At 37.4% G+C, this 19,540-nt stretch carries 17 protein-coding genes; all 17 read right to left on the bottom strand.

Annotated features, from left to right (window positions below; translation table 11 throughout):
• Positions 1-275: 275 nt before the first annotated feature.
• Positions 276-3,785, bottom strand: a complete 3,510-nt coding sequence (gene mfd / locus PVA17_RS17715; protein WP_274068435.1) for a transcription-repair coupling factor — start codon at positions 3,783-3,785, stop codon at positions 276-278.
• Positions 3,786-4,210: 425 nt separating this feature from the next.
• Positions 4,211-4,438 carry an anti-sigma-F factor Fin gene (locus tag PVA17_RS17710; RefSeq protein ID WP_132364328.1) on the bottom strand — a complete coding sequence of 76 codons (228 nt, stop codon included), beginning with the start codon at positions 4,436-4,438 and terminating at the stop codon, positions 4,211-4,213.
• Positions 4,439-4,640: 202 nt separating this feature from the next.
• Positions 4,641-5,201 carry an aminoacyl-tRNA hydrolase gene (pth, locus tag PVA17_RS17705; protein ID WP_132364325.1) on the bottom strand — a complete coding sequence of 187 codons (561 nt, stop codon included), beginning with the start codon at positions 5,199-5,201 and terminating at the stop codon, positions 4,641-4,643.
• A gap of 265 nt (positions 5,202-5,466) precedes the next feature.
• A complete protein-coding gene (locus tag PVA17_RS17700; RefSeq protein ID WP_274068434.1) occupies positions 5,467-6,057 on the bottom strand; it encodes a 50S ribosomal protein L25/general stress protein Ctc in 591 nt (196 codons plus the stop codon).
• A gap of 590 nt (positions 6,058-6,647) precedes the next feature.
• A complete protein-coding gene (locus tag PVA17_RS17695; RefSeq protein ID WP_132364320.1) occupies positions 6,648-7,607 on the bottom strand; it encodes a ribose-phosphate diphosphokinase in 960 nt (319 codons plus the stop codon).
• Positions 7,608-7,631: 24 nt separating this feature from the next.
• The gene (glmU, locus tag PVA17_RS17690) at positions 7,632-9,002 is read right to left on the bottom strand and encodes a bifunctional UDP-N-acetylglucosamine diphosphorylase/glucosamine-1-phosphate N-acetyltransferase GlmU (protein ID WP_132364317.1); all 1,371 of its coding nucleotides are present in this window, start codon (positions 9,000-9,002) and stop codon (positions 7,632-7,634) included.
• A 206-nt stretch (positions 9,003-9,208) separates the two neighbouring features.
• Positions 9,209-9,511 (bottom strand): septation regulator SpoVG, encoded by a 303-nt coding sequence (gene spoVG / locus PVA17_RS17685; RefSeq protein WP_132364315.1) that lies wholly within the window; start codon positions 9,509-9,511, stop codon positions 9,209-9,211.
• A 337-nt stretch (positions 9,512-9,848) separates the two neighbouring features.
• The gene (locus tag PVA17_RS17680) at positions 9,849-10,223 is read right to left on the bottom strand and encodes a RidA family protein (RefSeq protein ID WP_132364312.1); all 375 of its coding nucleotides are present in this window, start codon (positions 10,221-10,223) and stop codon (positions 9,849-9,851) included.
• Entirely contained in the window at positions 10,220-11,053 is an 834-nt protein-coding gene (purR, locus tag PVA17_RS17675; RefSeq protein WP_132364310.1) for a pur operon repressor, read from the bottom strand. The genes PVA17_RS17680 and purR overlap by 4 nt, the downstream gene beginning before the upstream one ends.
• A gap of 56 nt (positions 11,054-11,109) precedes the next feature.
• Positions 11,110-11,976: a 4-(cytidine 5'-diphospho)-2-C-methyl-D-erythritol kinase gene (ispE, locus tag PVA17_RS17670; RefSeq protein WP_274068433.1), complete on the bottom strand. Its 867-nt coding sequence runs from the start codon at positions 11,974-11,976 to the stop codon at positions 11,110-11,112.
• Between the two features lie 476 nt (positions 11,977-12,452).
• Positions 12,453-12,635, bottom strand: coding sequence for a small, acid-soluble spore protein, alpha/beta type (locus PVA17_RS17665; protein WP_132364304.1), 183 nt, complete (start codon positions 12,633-12,635; stop codon positions 12,453-12,455).
• A gap of 107 nt (positions 12,636-12,742) precedes the next feature.
• Positions 12,743-13,003 carry a biofilm formation stimulator Veg gene (veg, locus tag PVA17_RS17660; RefSeq protein ID WP_049667356.1) on the bottom strand — a complete coding sequence of 87 codons (261 nt, stop codon included), beginning with the start codon at positions 13,001-13,003 and terminating at the stop codon, positions 12,743-12,745.
• A gap of 157 nt (positions 13,004-13,160) precedes the next feature.
• Positions 13,161-14,042, bottom strand: coding sequence for a 16S rRNA (adenine(1518)-N(6)/adenine(1519)-N(6))-dimethyltransferase RsmA (gene rsmA, locus PVA17_RS17655; RefSeq protein ID WP_132364302.1), 882 nt, complete (start codon positions 14,040-14,042; stop codon positions 13,161-13,163).
• Complete coding sequence (gene rnmV, locus PVA17_RS17650; RefSeq protein ID WP_274068432.1) at positions 14,035-14,601, bottom strand: ribonuclease M5; 567 nt, start codon at positions 14,599-14,601, stop codon at positions 14,035-14,037. Before rnmV ends, rsmA begins: the two co-directional genes overlap by 8 nt.
• 207 nt (positions 14,602-14,808) lie before the next feature.
• On the bottom strand, positions 14,809-16,020 hold the full coding sequence (locus PVA17_RS17645; RefSeq protein ID WP_132364297.1) for a resuscitation-promoting factor: 1,212 nt from the start codon (positions 16,018-16,020) through the stop codon (positions 14,809-14,811).
• A gap of 135 nt (positions 16,021-16,155) precedes the next feature.
• Positions 16,156-16,926 (bottom strand): TatD family hydrolase, encoded by a 771-nt coding sequence (locus PVA17_RS17640; protein ID WP_274068431.1) that lies wholly within the window; start codon positions 16,924-16,926, stop codon positions 16,156-16,158.
• A 253-nt stretch (positions 16,927-17,179) separates the two neighbouring features.
• The gene (gene metG, locus PVA17_RS17635) at positions 17,180-19,156 is read right to left on the bottom strand and encodes a methionine--tRNA ligase (RefSeq protein WP_274068430.1); all 1,977 of its coding nucleotides are present in this window, start codon (positions 19,154-19,156) and stop codon (positions 17,180-17,182) included.
• Between the last annotated feature and the right edge of the window lie 384 nt (positions 19,157-19,540).

The following is a 19,540-nucleotide window of genomic DNA, read 5'->3' as shown; positions in this document are numbered from 1 at the left end:
ATAATTCAACCTTTACCATTACGTCAATAAGACAAAAGGATGTTTATCACAAAAGAACCATAACAAAAAGCGATACTTTTACCCTTATTTTCCCTACTATCTAGCTCCTGAGTCTCAATTTGTAATATTGCTCTCTCAGGAGCCACACAGTCTACAGTAAAATTAACGAATGAAGATAAAGCGCCACAACATTCACAGAGTTTTCCTTATAATTTTTTGTTTTTAATGATAAAAAGCTGATCATTATCCAAGAGATAAGATCAGCTTTTCTTCTATTATTGTTTTTTTGCGTCAGCAATAATATGCATCATTTCTTCTAAAATATCAAAGGGTTGATATTTCCCACACTTTCGTTCATCAATCGTTAATTTCAATTGCATACCATCCATACCAAACCCGACAGCACGTTCAAATTTCATAGATTCTTCCACAATTTTACCGCCGTCAACTTGCCCTGTACCTTCTTCTGACAACAATATTGTGATGATTTTTTGCTTTTCTTTTACAGACAATACACCTGTACTTAAGCCCCATACCTTCATACGCGCAACCCGCAGTAAACGCTCTGTTTCAATTGGAAGATCACCAAAACGATCTTGTAATTCCTCTATGATTTCGCTGTACTCCTCCACTCGATCCATTGCTTTTATACGTTTATACATTTGAATTTTTTGATAGCCATCAGGGATGTATATATCCGGGATATACGCATCCACACTCAATAAAATTTCGATGTCAGGCTTCTCTTCTTTTTTGACACCTGTTTGGCGCTCAGCAATCGCCTCTTCCAGCATTTGTGAATATAAGTCAAAACCAACAGAATCAATAAAGCCATGCTGCTGCGCTCCAAGTAGATTTCCAGCACCACGAATAGATAAGTCACGCATAGCAATTTTAAATCCTGAACCTAACTCTGTAAATTCTTTAATCGCCTGTAATCTTTGCTCAGCTACATCCGTAAGAACTTTATCACGTTGATACATAAAGTAAGCATAAGCCACCCTATTAGAACGCCCAACACGTCCACGCAATTGATAAAGTTGCGCTAAGCCCATTCGATCCGCATCATGAACAATCAATGTGTTAACGTTTGGTATATCCACGCCAGTCTCAATAATAGTTGTCGTTACAAGCACATCATAGTCACCTTCTAAAAAGGCTAATATAACAGATTCTAATTCTGATTCCGTCATTTTGCCATGTGCATGCCCAATACGCGCTTCTGGGACAAGCATTTGAATTTCATCAACCTTACGAGCCATATCTTCTACACGATTGTATAAGTAGAATACTTGCCCACCACGCGCCATTTCTCTCTCAATAGCTTCCCGCACTAATGCACCGCTATGCTCCATTACATAAGTTTGCACAGGGAAACGGTTCGCTGGTGGCGTTTCAATTACCGATAAATCACGAACACCTACCATCGACATATGAAGTGTTCTCGGAATCGGAGTTGCCGTTAGCGTTAATACATCAACATTCGTCTTTAGTTGTTTAATTTTTTCCTTATGTGTTACACCAAAACGTTGCTCCTCATCAACAATCAGTAGTCCAAGGTCTTGGAATGTTAAATCTTTAGATAATATCCGATGCGTGCCAACGACAATATCAACTTGCCCTTCTTTTAAACCTTTTAATGTCGCTGTTTGCTCTTTTTTTGTGCGGAAACGAGACAAGAGGCCCACATTAATAGCAAAGTCTTGGAATCTCTCACGAATCGTTTCGTAATGTTGCTGCGCTAATATCGTTGTCGGCACAAGGAAAGCTACTTGCTTGCCATCTTGAATTGCTTTAAATGCTGCGCGGATCGCTACCTCTGTTTTGCCGTACCCTACGTCTCCACATACAAGACGATCCATCGGACGCTCACGTTCCATATCACGTTTTACCTCGATAATTGACCGTAGCTGATCCTCTGTTTCTTCATAAGGGAAAGAAGCCTCAAAATTACGCTGATCGTCGTTGTCAATCGCGAATGCATGGCCTTTCTCTGCTTCACGTTTCGCATACAGCTTAATTAAATCATCAGCGATATCTTGCACAGCAGAGGATACCTTTGCTTTAGCTTTTTTCCACTCTGCTCCACCTAATTTATGTAGCTTCGGTTCTCGGTCTTCAGATGCTACATATTTTTGGATTAAATCTATTTGCTCTACCGGAACATATAACTTATCATCTGCACGGTATCGGATGTGTAAGTAATCCTTATGTGTACCATTTACCTCTAATGTTTCTAAGCCTATATATTTCCCAATACCGTGATGTACATGTACAACATAGTCGCCCGGTTTAATTTCTGTATAGCTTTTAATACGTTCTGCGTTCGTCATTTTTTGAGGACGCGCCTTTTTCTTCGCCTGTTGTTTAAATAGCTCATCCTCTGTAACAATCACCAAGCGTTGTAGTGGTAATTCAAAGCCACTAGATAGTGAGCCATCCACAATATAAATACCGGCTTCTGTCGGCTTACCAATTGTCGTATGAATATCGTATTCTCCGAGCATTTGCTGTACACGTTTAACACGATCTTTATCTCTCGCAACAATTAGTACTGTAAATTTACCAAGCAGCCAGCGTTCAATCTCACTTTGTAATAATGACATTTGGCCATGAAATTGTTGCATTGGCTTGCAAGAAAAGTTTGTCGTCTTATTAAAGGATACACCCGCAAAAGTTCGTGAAAATAATGAGAAATATAGTTTTTGTTGAGACAGCATTGCTAAAATTTCTTTCAAGGAGAATGCTGGCTTTACGTCATGCACCATTTTTCCTTCTTCAATTAATGATAAAAACCATTCATCCTCTTCACGTTCCCAGGCATCCATAACCTCCTGAATACGTCCGAGCTCATCAAACAGCACAATGCCATCCTGTACAAAATAATCTCCTAAATAGGATGTTTTCTCATATAATAACGAACCATATTTATTTACATAGTCCGGTAAATTCCCTTGTTGTAACAATTCAATATCATATTGAATATGCTGATACAGTAATTCCTTCGTCTCCTGCTTTTTGACCTTCTTTAAACTTGTCGCTAATGCAGCTTCTAAACGGCCTGCCAATGCCATTCTTTCTTCCTTTGTCAAAATAACTTCTGACGCTGGTAAAATACGAACCTTCTGCAATTTATCAATGGAACGTTGATCGTCCGCAGAAAATGTTCGAATCGAGTCAACTTCCGTATCAAATAATTCTATTCGAATCGGCTCTTCTAAATATGGTGGATATATGTCTAATATCCCTCCACGTAGCGCAAACTCTCCAGGTGTTGTCACCATCGAATTACGCACGTACCCCATCTCTACTAACATTTGTAGCCATTCATCAATCTGAATATCTTCGCCTACTGAAATTTGCAAAAAATATTGTTGCCAATGCTCTTTAGGCTGCATCATTTTACGTAAGCCTGCAACTGGTATCACATAAACAGCTTTTTCGCCTCTTGCTAGGCAATCAAGCGTTGCAATACGCTCAGCTCGTAATTCTGGAGAGGCAACAGACAAATCTGCAGCAATAAACTCATCGGCAGGATAATAATGAACATGCTCCTCACCTAAAAGTCCCGCCAGCTCGTCAACCATTTTTTGTGCCTGCAATAGATTAGGAGATACAATATAAATAGGTTTTTTTACATATTCAAATAACGCATCGACCATTGCTGGGCGCGCGCTTCCTGTTAATCCTGTTATAAGCTGTGTTGCAGAATGACCGCTCTGAATCTCCTGTAAAAATGATGCGATATGTTTGTCCTGCATCACAAGCTGTCGTAAAACTTCCAATGTCAAAAGCTCCTTTCAGCGCATAATTCTATTCACCATTACTAGTAATCTAGTACTATAATATGCATCTTTATTGTATTTTTTATCAATTATGCCTCCACATAATTGCGTCCGGAACCGGCTTTGTTCTTGCACAAAGTACTCCTTTTCGATTCCCTGACATCCGCCGGAGGCTTTAGGCCAACACGATGTTGATCACTCAGGCATTTTCACAGGATGTATCATTCTTATCCTGAGTTCCTCTATTTCAACGGATGTTTGGAACCCGCTGAAAAATGACTTAAAACCACATTCATCACACCACCTATAAAGATGGGAGACTTCTGTACCTGTCGCTACGCTTTCGGTACATAAAACAATTGCTGAAAAAAGTTAAATGGAAAAAGCTTTGAACGCACATAATGTGCGCCAAAGCATCCTTCCAATCATTGAATCCATTTATTGAGTGCGTGATAATCTGGATATTGTTTCAGTGAATCCTCACACTGCTCACAAATGCAGTGCACCGTCGTGTGACCATGCTGATCTTTCTCAACATAATCATCCGCTTCACCCATTTCGAAAATATGTAGTTTTCGAATTGTATCATCTGCATCAAATGGTAGTGTTCCTATTTCTACTTCACAATGACGACATCGATAGCGAACTGACATCTCCAAATCATCCTCCTTTAAGCAACTTACTACTTAAAGTATAGACATTTGTAAAACAGATTATGCACTTCCAATTTCGCCTTAACGCCATTTAGATATAGAAACTTGGGGTTGATTTTCGTACCAACCGGGCGCTTTCCTAGGGACGTCCGATAAGCCGCTTAAACCAACTGTAATATCCACACTACGCTTTAATCTATTATTACCCGTTAAAGCGATTCATCACATCAAGAAATGGCTTTGAAAGAGATTCTTCTACTGCATCTACACATTTTTCAATCGCTTCGCCAACAATAGCTTGATCTTCTTTTGAAAATTTTGATAACACATAATCTGCTACCTTCATACCAGCTGGTGGGCGATTAACCCCAACACGTATGCGATTAAATTCTTGTGTACCTAAATGCTGAATTAATGATTTAATACCGTTATGTCCACCCGCACTTCCTTTTTGACGCAGGCGCAATTTTCCTGTTTCTAAATCTAAATCGTCATAAATAACAATTAAGTCTTCCACATCAATATCAAAATAGTTCATAAGGGGCCCAACACATTCCCCCGATAAATTCATATATGTTAAAGGTTTAACAAGTAGAACCTTTCCTTCAGGACGATGTACCGTTGCATACATACCATTAAACTTTGAATTAGTTAAAGGTGTACCCCATTTTTCAGCTAATGCATCAATAACATCGAAGCCAATATTATGTCTTGTATGCTCATAAGGCTTACCCGGATTTCCTAAACCAACGATAATTTTCATAAGAACCCCTCTTCTTTCAAATCTAATAGTCATTATTTTACCATACCATACGCTAAGAAAGCAGTTTGTACAGTTTTTGAAAGTAAAAGTTCAATAATGGCTTGATATTATATGAAATCCTCCCTTTAACCACACATATCGGTAAAATAATATATGCCGTATTAAAGAACAAAAGCAAACATACGAATAATGTCGGCCATTAAATTCAAAAGGCTACTAAAGAAGTTTTTAGTCTTCCTTAGTAGCCTTTCCTTAACATATCTTTTTACTCTTGTTCCTGTGCAATGTCTGCCGTTTCTTCAACAGCAGCGACTGGAGCCATAATTGTTACCAATGTATGATCATCTTCACTGATAATCTCAAAATCAATCGTATCTCGAATATCTGCTACTGTAATTGTTTCACCGATTTTAAGCTCAGTAATATCAACTTCAATAGCTTCTGGGATATCTGCTGGCTTTACTTTAATTTTCACGTCTAAGTTAGGCTGCATTAATATGCCACCTAAGCTAATACCAACTGACTCTCCTACGAGTTTAATAGGAACCTCAGACTCTATCGCTTCGGACATATTAATTGCTAAAAAGTCGATATGATTTACTTCATCTTTCATAGAACATTGTTGAATTTCAGACACAACAACATTCACTTTTTTCCCATCTAACTCCATCAAAAACACACCGTTTTGCCCATTTTTTTGAACGGATTTTCTGAATTCATTCGCTGAAATAGAAATTGGGGTCGAATCTAAATTATAGCCGTAAATAACCGCAGGAATGGCTCCCCCTTTTCTAAGTTGGGTTAATGTCGAACGATGCCCAGCTTCGCGCTTTTTAACACTTAATACTGTACTCATATCTATCTTCCCCTTCCAAGAAAAAATTATTTACGCCTTATTAGAATGTCACTACTTTCGAATTATTACTCCTTTCAGCGGGTGTTTGAATACCCTCTGAAAAGCAGCTTAAATCCGCATTCATCTCACCACCTAAAGAGGTAGGAGACTTCTGTACGCTTTCGGTACAAAAGACATTCGTAGCTGCTGCTTCGCTACATAAGTTAAATTAATGACATTTGTTAAGGCTATAATAATATTTACCTTTATTTTTTGGTTCATCGCCATGGCGTCGGTTTCGTTTTAACAAAATATATCCCAACCTTAGGCGGCAAACTATTTTTTATAAAGTAAATATTATTAAGTCACAGTTTCTATTATACCCTTTTATAAGAAAATTCACACAAATTGAACATATAAAAAAGGACAAATCTACTTACAAACGTAGATTTGTCCTTAATACGCCACATTTTACTGCATGTGCGTTTATTTATCTTTGAATGCGGATGTGATCCATCACATCTGCTAAGTGAAGATAAAGCCCCCGGCTAATATCACGAATCGCAATTCAAAATCCGGACACAATTAAGCCAAGGTAAACTTGCTTTATATTAATCAAATAGAGTACTTACAGATTTATTTTCATAGACACGAGAGATTGCATCTGCCATCAATTTAGCGACTGAAAGCTCTGTAATTTTTGGAGATTTTTTCTCTTCAGGAAGTTGGATTGTATTTGTTACAACTAATTCTTTAATCGAAGAGTTTTCGATACGCTCGATTGCCGGACCTGATAATACTGGGTGTGAACAACAAGCATAAACTTCTTTCGCACCAGCTGCACGTAATGCATCCGCGCCAATTGTAATCGTACCTGCAGTATCAATAATATCATCAATCAAGATTGCCACTTTACCATCAACATTACCAACAATGTTCATTACTTCTGCAACATTTGGTTTCGGACGGCGTTTGTCAATAATTGCAATAGGTGCTTTTAAACGTTCTGCCATTTTACGAGCACGTGTTACACCACCATGGTCTGGAGAAACAATAACGATTTCATCTTCTGGGATACCTTTTGTTTTAAAGTAATCAGATAATAAAGGAACTGCCATCAAGTGGTCGATTAAAATATCGAAGAAACCTTGGATTTGAGGTGCATGTAAATCTAAAACGATCACACGTGTTGCACCAGCTGTTTCAAGTAAGTTTGCTACTAATTTAGCTGTAATTGGCTCGCGTGCTTTTGCTTTGCGGTCTTGACGAGCATAGCCATAGTAAGGCATTACAACGTTTACTGTACGAGCAGATGCGCGTTTTACAGCGTCTACCATAATTAAAAGCTCCATTAAATGTTCGTTTACAGGTGCAGAAGTAGATTGCACGATAAACACATCACAACCACGAATACTTTCTTCAATGCTAATTTGAACCTCACCATCGCTGAAGTGCTTAACAGAAGATTTACCTAATTCAACACCCATTTCTTGAGCAATTTCTTGAGCAAGTGGATTATTAGAATTAAGTGAAAATATTTTTAATTGTGAGTTTGCATAATGATACGGCATGATGGCCTCCTGTTTAGTTGATAATTATTTTGAATTTAATTTACTTACGTAATTCGGTTTGTTTTCTTGTCTTGCACGAGCAATTGCAAGTGCATCCTCAGGAACTTCTTTTGTAATTGTAGATCCTGCTGCAATAAATGAACCTTTTCCAACTTTCACTGGCGCTACTAAGTTAGTATTACATCCTACAAATACATCATCTTCAATAACTGTTTGGAACTTGTTTTTCCCATCATAGTTTACTGTAATGGAACCACAGCCAATATTGACATTACTTCCAATTTCAGCATCGCCAATATAGCTTAAGTGTGATACTTTCGTGTCATTACCTAGTTTACTTTTCTTCACTTCTACAAAGTTACCAATCTTCACATGGCTACCAATGTCAGAAAGTGGTCGAATATGTGCATACGGTCCAATAGCTGTTTCTTCTGCTACAACGCTTTCACGCACAACAGAAGAATGCACAGTTGTTCGATCACCAATACGGCTATCTACAATTTGTGTGTTAGGCCCGATTATACAATCTTCACCGATAACAGTTGTACCTTCAATCATAGAACCTGGTTGGATGACAGTATCACGACCAATCATTGCATCCACGCTAATATATGTGGCTTCTGGATTAATAATTGTGACACCGTTACGCATATGCTTTTCATTAATTCTTGCACGCATTAGCGTCTCTGCTTGAGACAGCGCAACACGATCATTGACACCAAGTGTTTCTTCAAAATCTTCCGTTACAAATGCTTCAACGACATCACCTTGTGTTTGTAAAATTTCAATCACATCAGGTAAATAATACTCACCCTGCGCATTGTCATTTTTCACAAGCTTTAATGTCTCAAATAACGCTTTATTATCGAAGCAATATGTGCCGGTATTAATTTCTTTAACTAATTGTTGCTCTGCAGAAGCATCCTTTTGCTCAACAATTTGTTCCACTTGTCCATTGTCGCCACGTAATATACGACCATAGCCTGTTGGATTTTCAGCAATAGCTGTTAAAATTGTTGCTTTTGCATTCTTTGCTTGATGATGCTCGAACAAAGCTTGCATCGTTTCAGGGCGAATAAGTGGAGTATCGCCACAAACAACTAGTGTTGTCCCTTCTTCGCTACCTAAAATTGCCTCAGCTTGTTGTACAGCATGAGCTGTCCCTAGCTGTTCAGCCTGTAAAACATACTCGCTTTTATCGCCAAGCTGTTGTTTCACCTTTTCTGCACCATGTCCTACAACCGTTACAATGCGATTCACATCTAACGTTTGAATGTGATCCACCACATGTTGTACCATTGGCTTCCCACATACTGGATGGAGCACTTTATATAATTTGGACTTCATACGTGTACCTTGACCTGCAGCCAAAATGACAGCAAAAATGTTGCTCATCTGTAAGTCCTCCAATACGCTCATTTTCTCTTATGACTATATAGCAAAATCCATCTATTTTCAAGGCATGTTGACTTGACAAAAACATGAATTTCAAAATCAAATGCACCTTATGCTCGAATGTTAATATGTATGTCCTAAAACTGCTCATTTTCTCTTATTCTCAAAAAGAAAAGAACTCTCCAATTATGAAGAGCTCTTTTTAACTATACGCCAATTCCTTCTAATTCTTCTGGTTTTTCTGTTGCTTCTACCTCGCTTGAATTATGGTACTCGTTTAAAATGATTTCCTGAATTTTATTACGAGTAGTAGAATTGATAGGATGTGCAATATCTCTAAATTCACCGTCTGGCGTTCGTTTACTTGGCATAGCAACAAACAAACCTGTATTGCCATCAATCACACGAATATCATGAACTACGAACTCATTGTCGAGTGTAATGGAAGCAATCGCACGCATGCGACCATCCGTCTGTACACGACGTAACCTTACATCAGTAACTTCCATTTTCTCACCACCTCTCTTCTTAGATGCCTAAATGAAAATATAATATTCTTTATTACCGAATATTTTCCTTTTTCTAGTCTATCAAATTATCTAAAAAATTTGAATACTCAACAGTATAATATTTCCTTTAATTTACTTTAAATTTGACAATTTTTTGTCAGTCCCCCATTCAGATTGGTTTGACTTTGAACATAATTGTACTTTTCAGTTTTATTAGCAGATTGTCTTTATCAGCGATTGCTACTTGCTTCGCCTTCGCCCGCTACAACAAATATTTGCTGAACGAAAATAAAAAACCCACTAAAAGAGCTTCTCTTCTAGTGAGCTTTAAAACTTCTTATTTAACGATGGCAATAACTTCAATTTCTACACGTACATCTTTTGGCAGACGTGCAACCTCTACTGCTGAACGAGCTGGTTTATGATCACCAAAGTGGCTAGCATATACTTCGTTCATTGCAACAAAGTCGTTCATATCCTTCATGAAAACGGTTGTTTTAATAACATTGTCCAATGATGATCCAGCGGCAGCTAAAACTGCTTTTAAATTTGCAAATACTTGATTTGTTTGAACAGCGATATCACCTTCCACTAATTCGCCTGTTGCTGTTAGTGGAATCTGACCTGAGCTATAAAACATGCCATTGACAATAATCCCTTGTGAATATGGTCCAATTGCTGCTGGTGCATTTGTTGTTGCTACTACTTTCATTTGTCATTTCCCCTTTTAGAAAAATAGTTACCTTCACTTAATGCAATTGTACGGTCTTTTTCATTGACCTCATGAAGCTTTACTAGTGAATAATAATCATCTACTAAAGTTTCGTCTGCATGCTCAGCCTCTACAAGCACTGCAATACCAGCTAGCTGACAATCAAATTCCTCTAATAGATTTTTCATGCCATTCATAGTACCACCGACCTTCATAAAGTCGTCAGTAATAAGCACTCGTTGTCCACTCTTCATGCTTCTTTTTGATAATACCATTGTCTGAATTCTTCTGGAAGAACCAGATACATAGTTAATGCTGACTGTAGAGCCTTCAGTTACTTTACTATCTCTTCTAACAACAACAACTGGTACATTTAAATGTCTTGCAATTGCGTGGGCAATAGAAATTCCCTTCGTTGCGACAGTCATGATGACGTCAATTTGTTGATCCGCAAACGCGGATGCAAATACCTTTCCAACCCGATTAATTAAATCTGGATTGCCGAGTAAGTCCGTCATAAATAAATAACCGCCTGGTAACAAACGATCTGAATGCTCAAGCTCCGCTTTTAAATCGTCAATAACTAAACGGACCTCAGCTTCGGACATTTTAGGAATATACTTAACTCCCCCTGCAGCGCCCGGTACTGTCATCAATAACCCGATTCCTTTTTCTTCGAAAGTTTCTTTTACAATCGTCAAATCTTCACTAATAGAAGACTTTGCAGATTGATATAGTTCAGAAAAATAAGTTAGCGGGATCAGCTGATGTGGATGTTCTAGTAAATAGTACGTCATATCAACTAGTCGTTCACTACGCTTCCATTTCATGCGACCCTCTCCTAAACACGAATATTTATAGGTAAAATTAACATAAATTTGCGGTTTTAAGCAAGCGTATTTCGCTCGCCCAAAATCCGAACGGCATATACTTCTTCACAAAAACCACGTAAACCATTATAAATTCGGCTCACTCGAGCTTCACTATCCACTAAACCAAACACCGTCGGACCGCTTCCACTCATTAATGTTGCATCTGCGCCAAAGCGCCTCATTTGTTCCTTTAACATTACTACTTCTGGATGTAGCTTAAAAGTTACAGTTTCCAAAACATTCCCTAATGATGCACAAAGCAGGTCATAATCTTCCGTTTCAATAGCATGGATCATTTGCTTCGTATTTGGATGTTCTAACCCTTCAACCTTTAATCCTCCATACACTTCTGCAGTAGAGACACCTATTTTAGGTTTAGCTAAAACTACCCAACAATTTGGTGGTGCAGGCAATTCCTGAATTTTTTCTCCACGCCCCGTTGCTAATGCTGTGCCACCATAGACACAAAAGGAAACATCCGAACCAATTTTTGCACCTAATGCTGCTAACTCATCTATAGATAATCCTAAATTCCACAGCTCATTTAAACCCTTTAGTGTAGCAGCCGCGTCGCTACTGCCACCTGCTAATCCTGCTGCGATTGGTATTTCTTTTTCTATAGTAATGGATACACCTTGTCCAATGCCGTATGTATCTTTAATTAGACGCGCTGCCTGATAAGCAAAATTTCGGTGATCATTTGGCACGAAATTATCAGTAGAAATTATTTCAATTACGCCATCTTCTCGAGATTCAAGGCAAATACGATCTGCTAAATCCACAGTTGTCATGACCATCTCTACCTCATGAAAATTATCTGGTCTTTTATAAAGCACATCTAATGTTAAATTTATTTTTGCAGGCGCCTTTACATAAAGCATCTTTCTTCCTCCTTATAGCTACACTTATCAATTACGCATTAGCGCAATTTGCTGACACTTCGCCTCGCACAGATAAACAATGCTCCTAATTTTTGCAGGTTAGTAAGCCTCTAGCTTGTCCTTTAAACCGTAATATCTGACAGATCAGTTTGATATTTTAATACACCCTCAATAAAAATTACACTTTCTTCTGCCTTTAGATGTAGGAGTCTCCTGTAACTGTTACAAAACATCTGTAGCTGGTGTTCACTTCGCTATATAAAACATTTTCTGAATGAAGATAAACTTTCATTCATCTTTCACAAGATTATTCATTTTATTTTACCATAATGGGCATGTGAAAATGGAAAAAAAGAACCGTATACCCCTATTTGGTGTAACGGTTCTCTTTCGTCAGTTGTGTTGTTGTGTATACAGGAAGTTTTCATCCCTGTAATTGGTTTCAAAATAATAAGTGGTCTATTTTCACAAAGAGGCTACTTATTATGCTCTTGCCCACTACTTGCTCTTTCAGCCATTTCGATGGCACGTTTGACCATATTACCGGCGTCTCGAGCTTTTATGCCGCCCCAGCCTTCTCGTTGCACAACATCATAAAATCCAAGCTCTTTAGCGATCTCTTCCTTTAAACGAGGTGACATGATACCTTTTCTAGGCATATAAACTCCTCCTTAACAACTGACGATTTTAGTATGCCCCAGAAAACGCAAAACACTCATGTAGTTTTTACATGAGTGTTTCAAAATATAGAAAAAAGTACTAGAAACTATTTTGCGATAGCAGCTTTTGCTTCGTCTAAAAATGTAATCTCTACTGCCTCAGTTAAAATATCTGTGTAGCTATACGATACGCGCTTGCACGTATTGTCTTCTTGATCAAGCTCAACTACAAAGATAGCGCGATATGTCTCACGCAATACCCCTGCACACTCGACCGTTTTCTTGCGACCTCCGTTTGCTCTTAACTGCAAACGTTTACCCAAATGACAATCCAACGACTTTTTAATGTCCGCTAAAGTTTTTGGCATTTTCGCTTACACCTCACTAATAAATAGTATAAGCGATTCGCCCAAAAATGTCAACAAAATATAATATTTTATCAGCCTCTAATAAATATTGTCAACTTATTTTTCATAAAAAAGACATGTTTTTTTTACTTATACTCAAAAATGTTAACAAAATTTTTTACTTTGCAAATGTAGGGTATAGTGCATCGGCTAATTTTCCAAACTCTTGAATGGTTAAGGTCTCTCCCCGACGTGTTGGTTCAATATTGACCGCTTTTAAAGCATCCATAATTTTTTCTTTGTGTACCTTCCCATTTTGTAAACCTGATTGTAAATTATTGAAGATCGTTTTTCGTCGTTGTACAAACGACGCACGAGTAACAACGAATAAAAAATCCTCATCAATTACGTTCACTGGAGGTTCATCATGCTTAATAAGACGGATCACTGCAGAATCCACGTTTGGTTGCGGCATAAAAACAGTCTTCGGTACCGTCATGGCAATATCAGCCTTGACATAATATTGAATCGCAATTGATAAAGAACCGTATTCCTTCGTTCCAGGCTTAGCGGTAATACGATCTGCAACTTCCTTCTGCATCATGACAACGAAACCGCGAATCGGCAAACGATCATTGAGTAATTTCATTAAAATCGGTGTCGTCACATAATAAGGTAAATTCGCTACAACCATAATATCCTCAATACCCGGCAGCTCTTCCTGAATCACTTTAGCAACATCCGCCTTTAAAATATCTGAATGTACAATAGTTACATTATTATATGGGCTAAGTGTATCTTCTAATACAGGTAATAATCGCTGATCGATTTCGAAAGATACAACCTTTTTTGCACTTCTTGCTAAATGCTCTGTTAATGCTCCAATGCCAGGACCAACTTCGATTGCACCACTATTTTCAGTTAAATTTGCATGACTAACAATATTTCGTAAAATGTTCGGATCTATTAAAAAATTTTGACCTAAGCTTTTTTTAAATGAAAATCCGTATTTTTTTAAAATTTCCTGTGTTCTAATTGGTGTTGCAATATCCTTATGCATCGTTTTCCTCCTGATCTAACTGTGCGATTGCCGCACCAAATTGCTTTTCTGAAATTTGAAACATTTTCAATCTTTTATGAAGTTGTTTGCCGTTTGTTGTACCAATATTCAAAATTTCTCCAAGACGATCACGTCGAGTCTTCGCCCGTGGATGGCCAATTAAATGTGCCGTCATTAAATCTTCGAGAGTAATATCATCTGTGGTTGGTTCAACCTCATTTGGGGTATAGACATGTTGCAGTGCCTCGCGTATATCTTCATCTGCTGCATGCTCAATGCCTAGTCCTTTACCGTTTTTCGCAATTGTTTTAGCTTTCGGTAAAAAAGCATGTTTTACACCTTTTACATGCTCCTCGATAATGGAACGAATTCGACGTCCTGGATAATCTGGATCAGTAAAAACAATAACACCTCTTTTATCCTGTGCATGTTGAATTCTCTTAAGTGTTTCCTCTGAAATAGCCGATCCATTTGTTTCTATAGTATCTGCTTGTACAGCTCGCTTAATAGCTGTTGTATCATCTTTTCCTTCAACAACAATGATTTCTTTTATTTGCAAAAAGGCTCCTCTTTTCTACCTTATCTTCAGACCATTTTACAACTGCACTGTACGATTGTACAGAAATACACGGCTATTCATCTTTTTGATTTTGTTATTGGCGATTCTCCAAAATAAATTACTAAAAAAATAAAAAGGCTTTCCCGCCAGTCAAAACAGGAAAGCTAATAATAGTGAAAAACATATTTGATTAATTTTACAATTTTTTTAATTTAATACTTTTACACGCACTTTCCTTACTCCCCAATTACTAGCTTGGGATTCAGATTGTACAAGTATGTCGATCCGATTACCCTTAATTGCACCACCAGTATCTCCTGCAATAGCTGTTCCATAGCCTTCAACCCAAACTTTTGAGCCAAGCTTAATAACAGATGGGTCTACAGCTATTACTTTCAATCCCGATCCTGATTTTAAATTAATTCCAGTGGCAGATATCCCCGAGCAGCCGTTACAATTAGGTGTATAAGCGGTTGCCGTTACATAAAATTCTTTACCACTAGCTGGCTCTGATGAACCACGTGATACAGTCGCAGCACTAGCTACTACAGTTTTAGTACCTACTGCAATCACTTGCTTTTGCGATTCTTTCACAACTTTTTCTGATTGTAGATTTTTAGCTACAACTTGGCCATTCTCTTTCACAACTTCAAACGTTTTAGTCATTAAACCTTTTTGGCCAGCTGTTACAACTTTTTGTTTTCCTTTTTGCAATGAAGCATCCTGTTTCTTTTCAATTGCGAAATCTAAAGATTCTTCCACTACATCGATAACCTTTTCTACGCGAACTACTGTGATTTTACTCTGCGGAGTGATTACGTCCTTCAGGTTATTCTCGACACGATCGAATTCATTTAGTTGAATTCCTTGTTGTTTTAAAAAGTTAGCGACCGTAGTCGAAGTGGACCAAACTTGTCTCTTGTTTACGCCATCGACAAGCGATACTTGAAACGCCTTTTGAATATCGATCTTGTTGTCTGCTCCTATTTCTGTATCTAGACCTTGTACTAATGAGTCATGCTCTGATACTTCAATATTTGCTTCTTTCAAAATGTCCTTCACTTGTGTTTCAGTTGTCCAAACTTTTGACTGATTTCCATCAACTGAAATAGTTACTTCTTTTGCCTGTTCCCATGAAATTGCTAATCCATTAACAATTTTGGTGTTCAGAGAGGGTGATATTTTGTCATGCTCTGCTACGTCTATATTTTGATCTTGTAATAATTGTTCTACAGTTTTGGCATGTGTTGTTACTTCGATTGTTTCTCCGTTCGCATCAAGCGTTACGGACTTTTTAGTACCTTGATATAGTACAAATGAAATTACAGATACAAACAGGACAAGTGAAATAATGCTTATCACTGTTTGCTTACTCCTCAATGATCCTAAGAACAAGTTTTTCATGGAATTATTTGACATGAAAAAACGCCTCCTTAATACAAAGTTGGATTATACGTACTAGATTTGGCACTGTCAACCCGAATGTATTTCAAAGAAAATTGACATTACCTTTTTAGCCAACCACAAACCCAGTATTGGAGGCATCTCAGCTAGTTAATTGTCAATCCTAAAAAATTTTTTCGCATTGGCTGTCGTTACTTGTGCAATTTCCTCAATTGTTAATCCTTTTAAACGGGCAATTTCTTCTGCAACTAATGGCACTAAAGCTGGCTCATTACGTTTTCCTCGGTATGGGTGAGGTGCTAAATACGGTGCATCAGTTTCAATCATTAAATGTTCTAAAGGTATTTCTGTCGCCACTTCTTTCGGCATTCGTGCATTTTTAAATGTCACCGGCCCACCAAGACTAATCATAAAATTCATAGCAATACATGTTTGTGCGGTTTCCACACTGCCACTATAACAATGCATAACGCCTCCCACGGAAGCCGCGTTTTCTTCATGTAAAATTTGTACAACATCTCCAGTAGCATCCCTGTTATGAATAATAATTGGTAAATTCAGCTTTTGCGCTAAATGAATTTGCTTGCGAAAAAGCGCTTGTTGAACATCTTTCGGGGATTTATCCCAATAATAGTCCAATCCTGTTTCACCAATACCTACTATTTTCGGATGTACTGCCAATTCCTCAATCCATTTTAAATCCTCTTCTGTACAATCAATGGCGTCAACAGGGTGCCAACCAATAACACCATAAACAAAATCATACTGTTCAACTAGTTGCATTGTTTTTTCAATAGTTTTGCGGTCGAAACCAACAACAACCATTGTTTCTACTTTGGCTTCAAGAGCTCTATCTATAACCTCTTGTAAGTCTTCTTCATACTGATCTGCATTTAAGTGTACATGTGTATCAATGAACATCGTCATTCTCCTAACATAGATTTTATTAAAAATTATTATTTCATATTTTTCGGCAGTGTTACAATTTTGTTACAAACAATTTTGTTTTATAACATTACTCACAATCTCAAACACCTCGTCTATTACTATATACCTAAAAAAACTCAATGAATAGTATGCATAAATTATTTTGAGATAATAAACTACTCCTTTTCGAAATGGATTTTAAAAGCCTACTGAACTTTTTACATTCAGCAGGCCTTTCTAAAATTTATTACTTTACTTTTGCGCCATTCTCTAGTTTCGGATCAACCGATGCTAATTTTAAAATCCCATCTTTTTCACCAGCTAGAATCATTCCTTGTGATAATTCACCGCGTAATTTAACCGGCTTTAAGTTTGTGACTACAATTACTTTTTGACCAATCAATTCTTCTGGAGAATAAAACTTTGCAATACCCGAAACTACTTGTCGTTGCTCATATCCAAGATCCACTTGAAGCTTTAATAATTTGTCTGCCTTTGGAATTGTTTCACACGCTGTTACAGTAGCTACTCGTAAATCAACTTTCATAAAATCATCGATAGTAATTTCTGGTACTTCTGGAACTTCTGCAGCTTTTTGCTCATTTTTTGTTACTTCCACTTGTGGAGTTTTCACTGAGCCTCGCATTTCTTCACGAATATACGCAATTTCAACTTCACTCTCTAAACGAGGGAAAATTGGAATACCTTTTTCTACCACTTTAATGTTTGCTGAAATAGTATTGCCGAATGTTTCAATTGTTTCCCATGCTAAGAATTTGTCATCCAAACCTAATTGTTCAATCATTCGTTTGGGAGTAGATGTCATAAATGGTTGTAACATGACAGCAATTTGGTGTAAACTCTCCGCCAAATTTCGCATAACAGCTCCTAATTTTGGCTTATCTGATTCCTCTTTTGCTAGCACCCACGGTTGAGTTTCATCTATATATTTATTCGTTCTTGAAACAAGTGTCCATACATCTGCTAATACGACACTAAACTGCATTTTTTCCATACTTTCTTCATATTTAATACGTACCGATTCAGCTTGTTCTTTTAAAGCCGCATCAAATTCTGTCGACTGAAGACTTTCAGTTGGAATTATGCCATCGAAATATTTATTTATCATTGAAATAGTACGATTCAATAAATTTCCTAAATCATTTGCTAAGTCGAAGTTTGTACGTTCAACAAAAGATTCTGGTGAAAATACACCATCAGATCCGAATGGTAACTCACGTAATAGGAAATATCGTGTCGCATCTAACCCATAACGTTCTATTAACATTTCAGGATAAATAACATTGCCCTTTGATTTAGACATTTTACCGTCTTTCATCATGATAAAACCATGGGCAAATATTTTTTTCGGAAGTGGTAAATCTAGTGCCATTAAGAAAATTGGCCAATAAATAGTATGGAATCGAACAATATCTTTACCAACTACATGTACATCTGCCGGCCAATACTTATTGAATAATACTTCATCTTCTGAAAGATAACCTAATGACGTGATATAGTTAGTTAAGGCATCTACCCATACATAAATGACATGTTTAGGATCTCCAGGAACTTTAATGCCCCAATCAAATGAAGTTCTTGAAACAGATAAATCTTCTAACCCCGGTTTAATAAAGTTATTAATCATTTCATTTTTTCGAGATTCAGGCTCAATGAAATCAACGTTCTCTTCATAATAAGCTAATAGACGATCAGCGTATTTCTTCATATTAAAGAAGTAGGATTCCTCTTTAACTTTGTGTACTGGACGACCACAGTCTGGGCAGTTACCATCTACTAATTGTGTCTCAGTAAAGAATGATTCACATGGTGTACAGTACGACCCTTCATACTCACCTTTATAAATATCACCATTATCTAAAAACTTTTGGAAAATCTTTTCGACAGTTTTCGTATGACGCTCTTGCGTCGTTTGAATAAAGTCATCGTATGAAATGTCCATTAATGACCAAAGCTTTTTTGCAGCATCTGCAATTTCATTCACGTATTCTTGGGGATGTTTACCCGCTTCTGCAGCTTTTTCTTGAATTTTTTGCCCATGCTCATCCATTCCAGTTAAAAAACGTACATCATAACCACGTAAACGTTTATAACGTGCAATTGTATCTGATGCTACAGTTGTATACGCTGTACCAATATGGAATTTCCCGCTTGGGTAATAAATAGGGGTTGTTATATAGAATGTTTTGTTTTGTTCGCTCACAAGAACTGCCTCCATTGTTTCACAGTATACTATCTATTCTAACTAAGTACGAAATTCGTTTCAACTTCTTTCAGCGAGTGTCTAAGCACTCGCTCCAGAGAAGTTCAAGTCTCCGGTGGATGTCACGGAATCGGAAAAGAGCTTTTATATAAGAAGTTAGCCTAAAACGATCGCATCATTAACGGCTAACTGACCTGCATTACGCAGGCCAAAGCACAAAAGCGATGCCGGACGCGAAAAATGTCGAATGATAGAATCAATCCATTTAATGTCTTAAATGAGAAGCTTTTTTACTAGAAATTAAAATATATAATAAAAACCTTTTAAAATAACCAAAATATCTGTTTTCTCCTCAAAAATTTTTTTAAAAACAATAATCTTAGT

The organism is Lysinibacillus sp. CNPSo 3705, from assembly GCF_028674935.1.
Lineage (GTDB): Bacteria > Bacillota > Bacilli > Bacillales_A > Planococcaceae > Lysinibacillus.
Note: the sequence above shows the minus strand (reverse complement) of the source record. Positions and strands in the feature narration are given on the sequence as shown.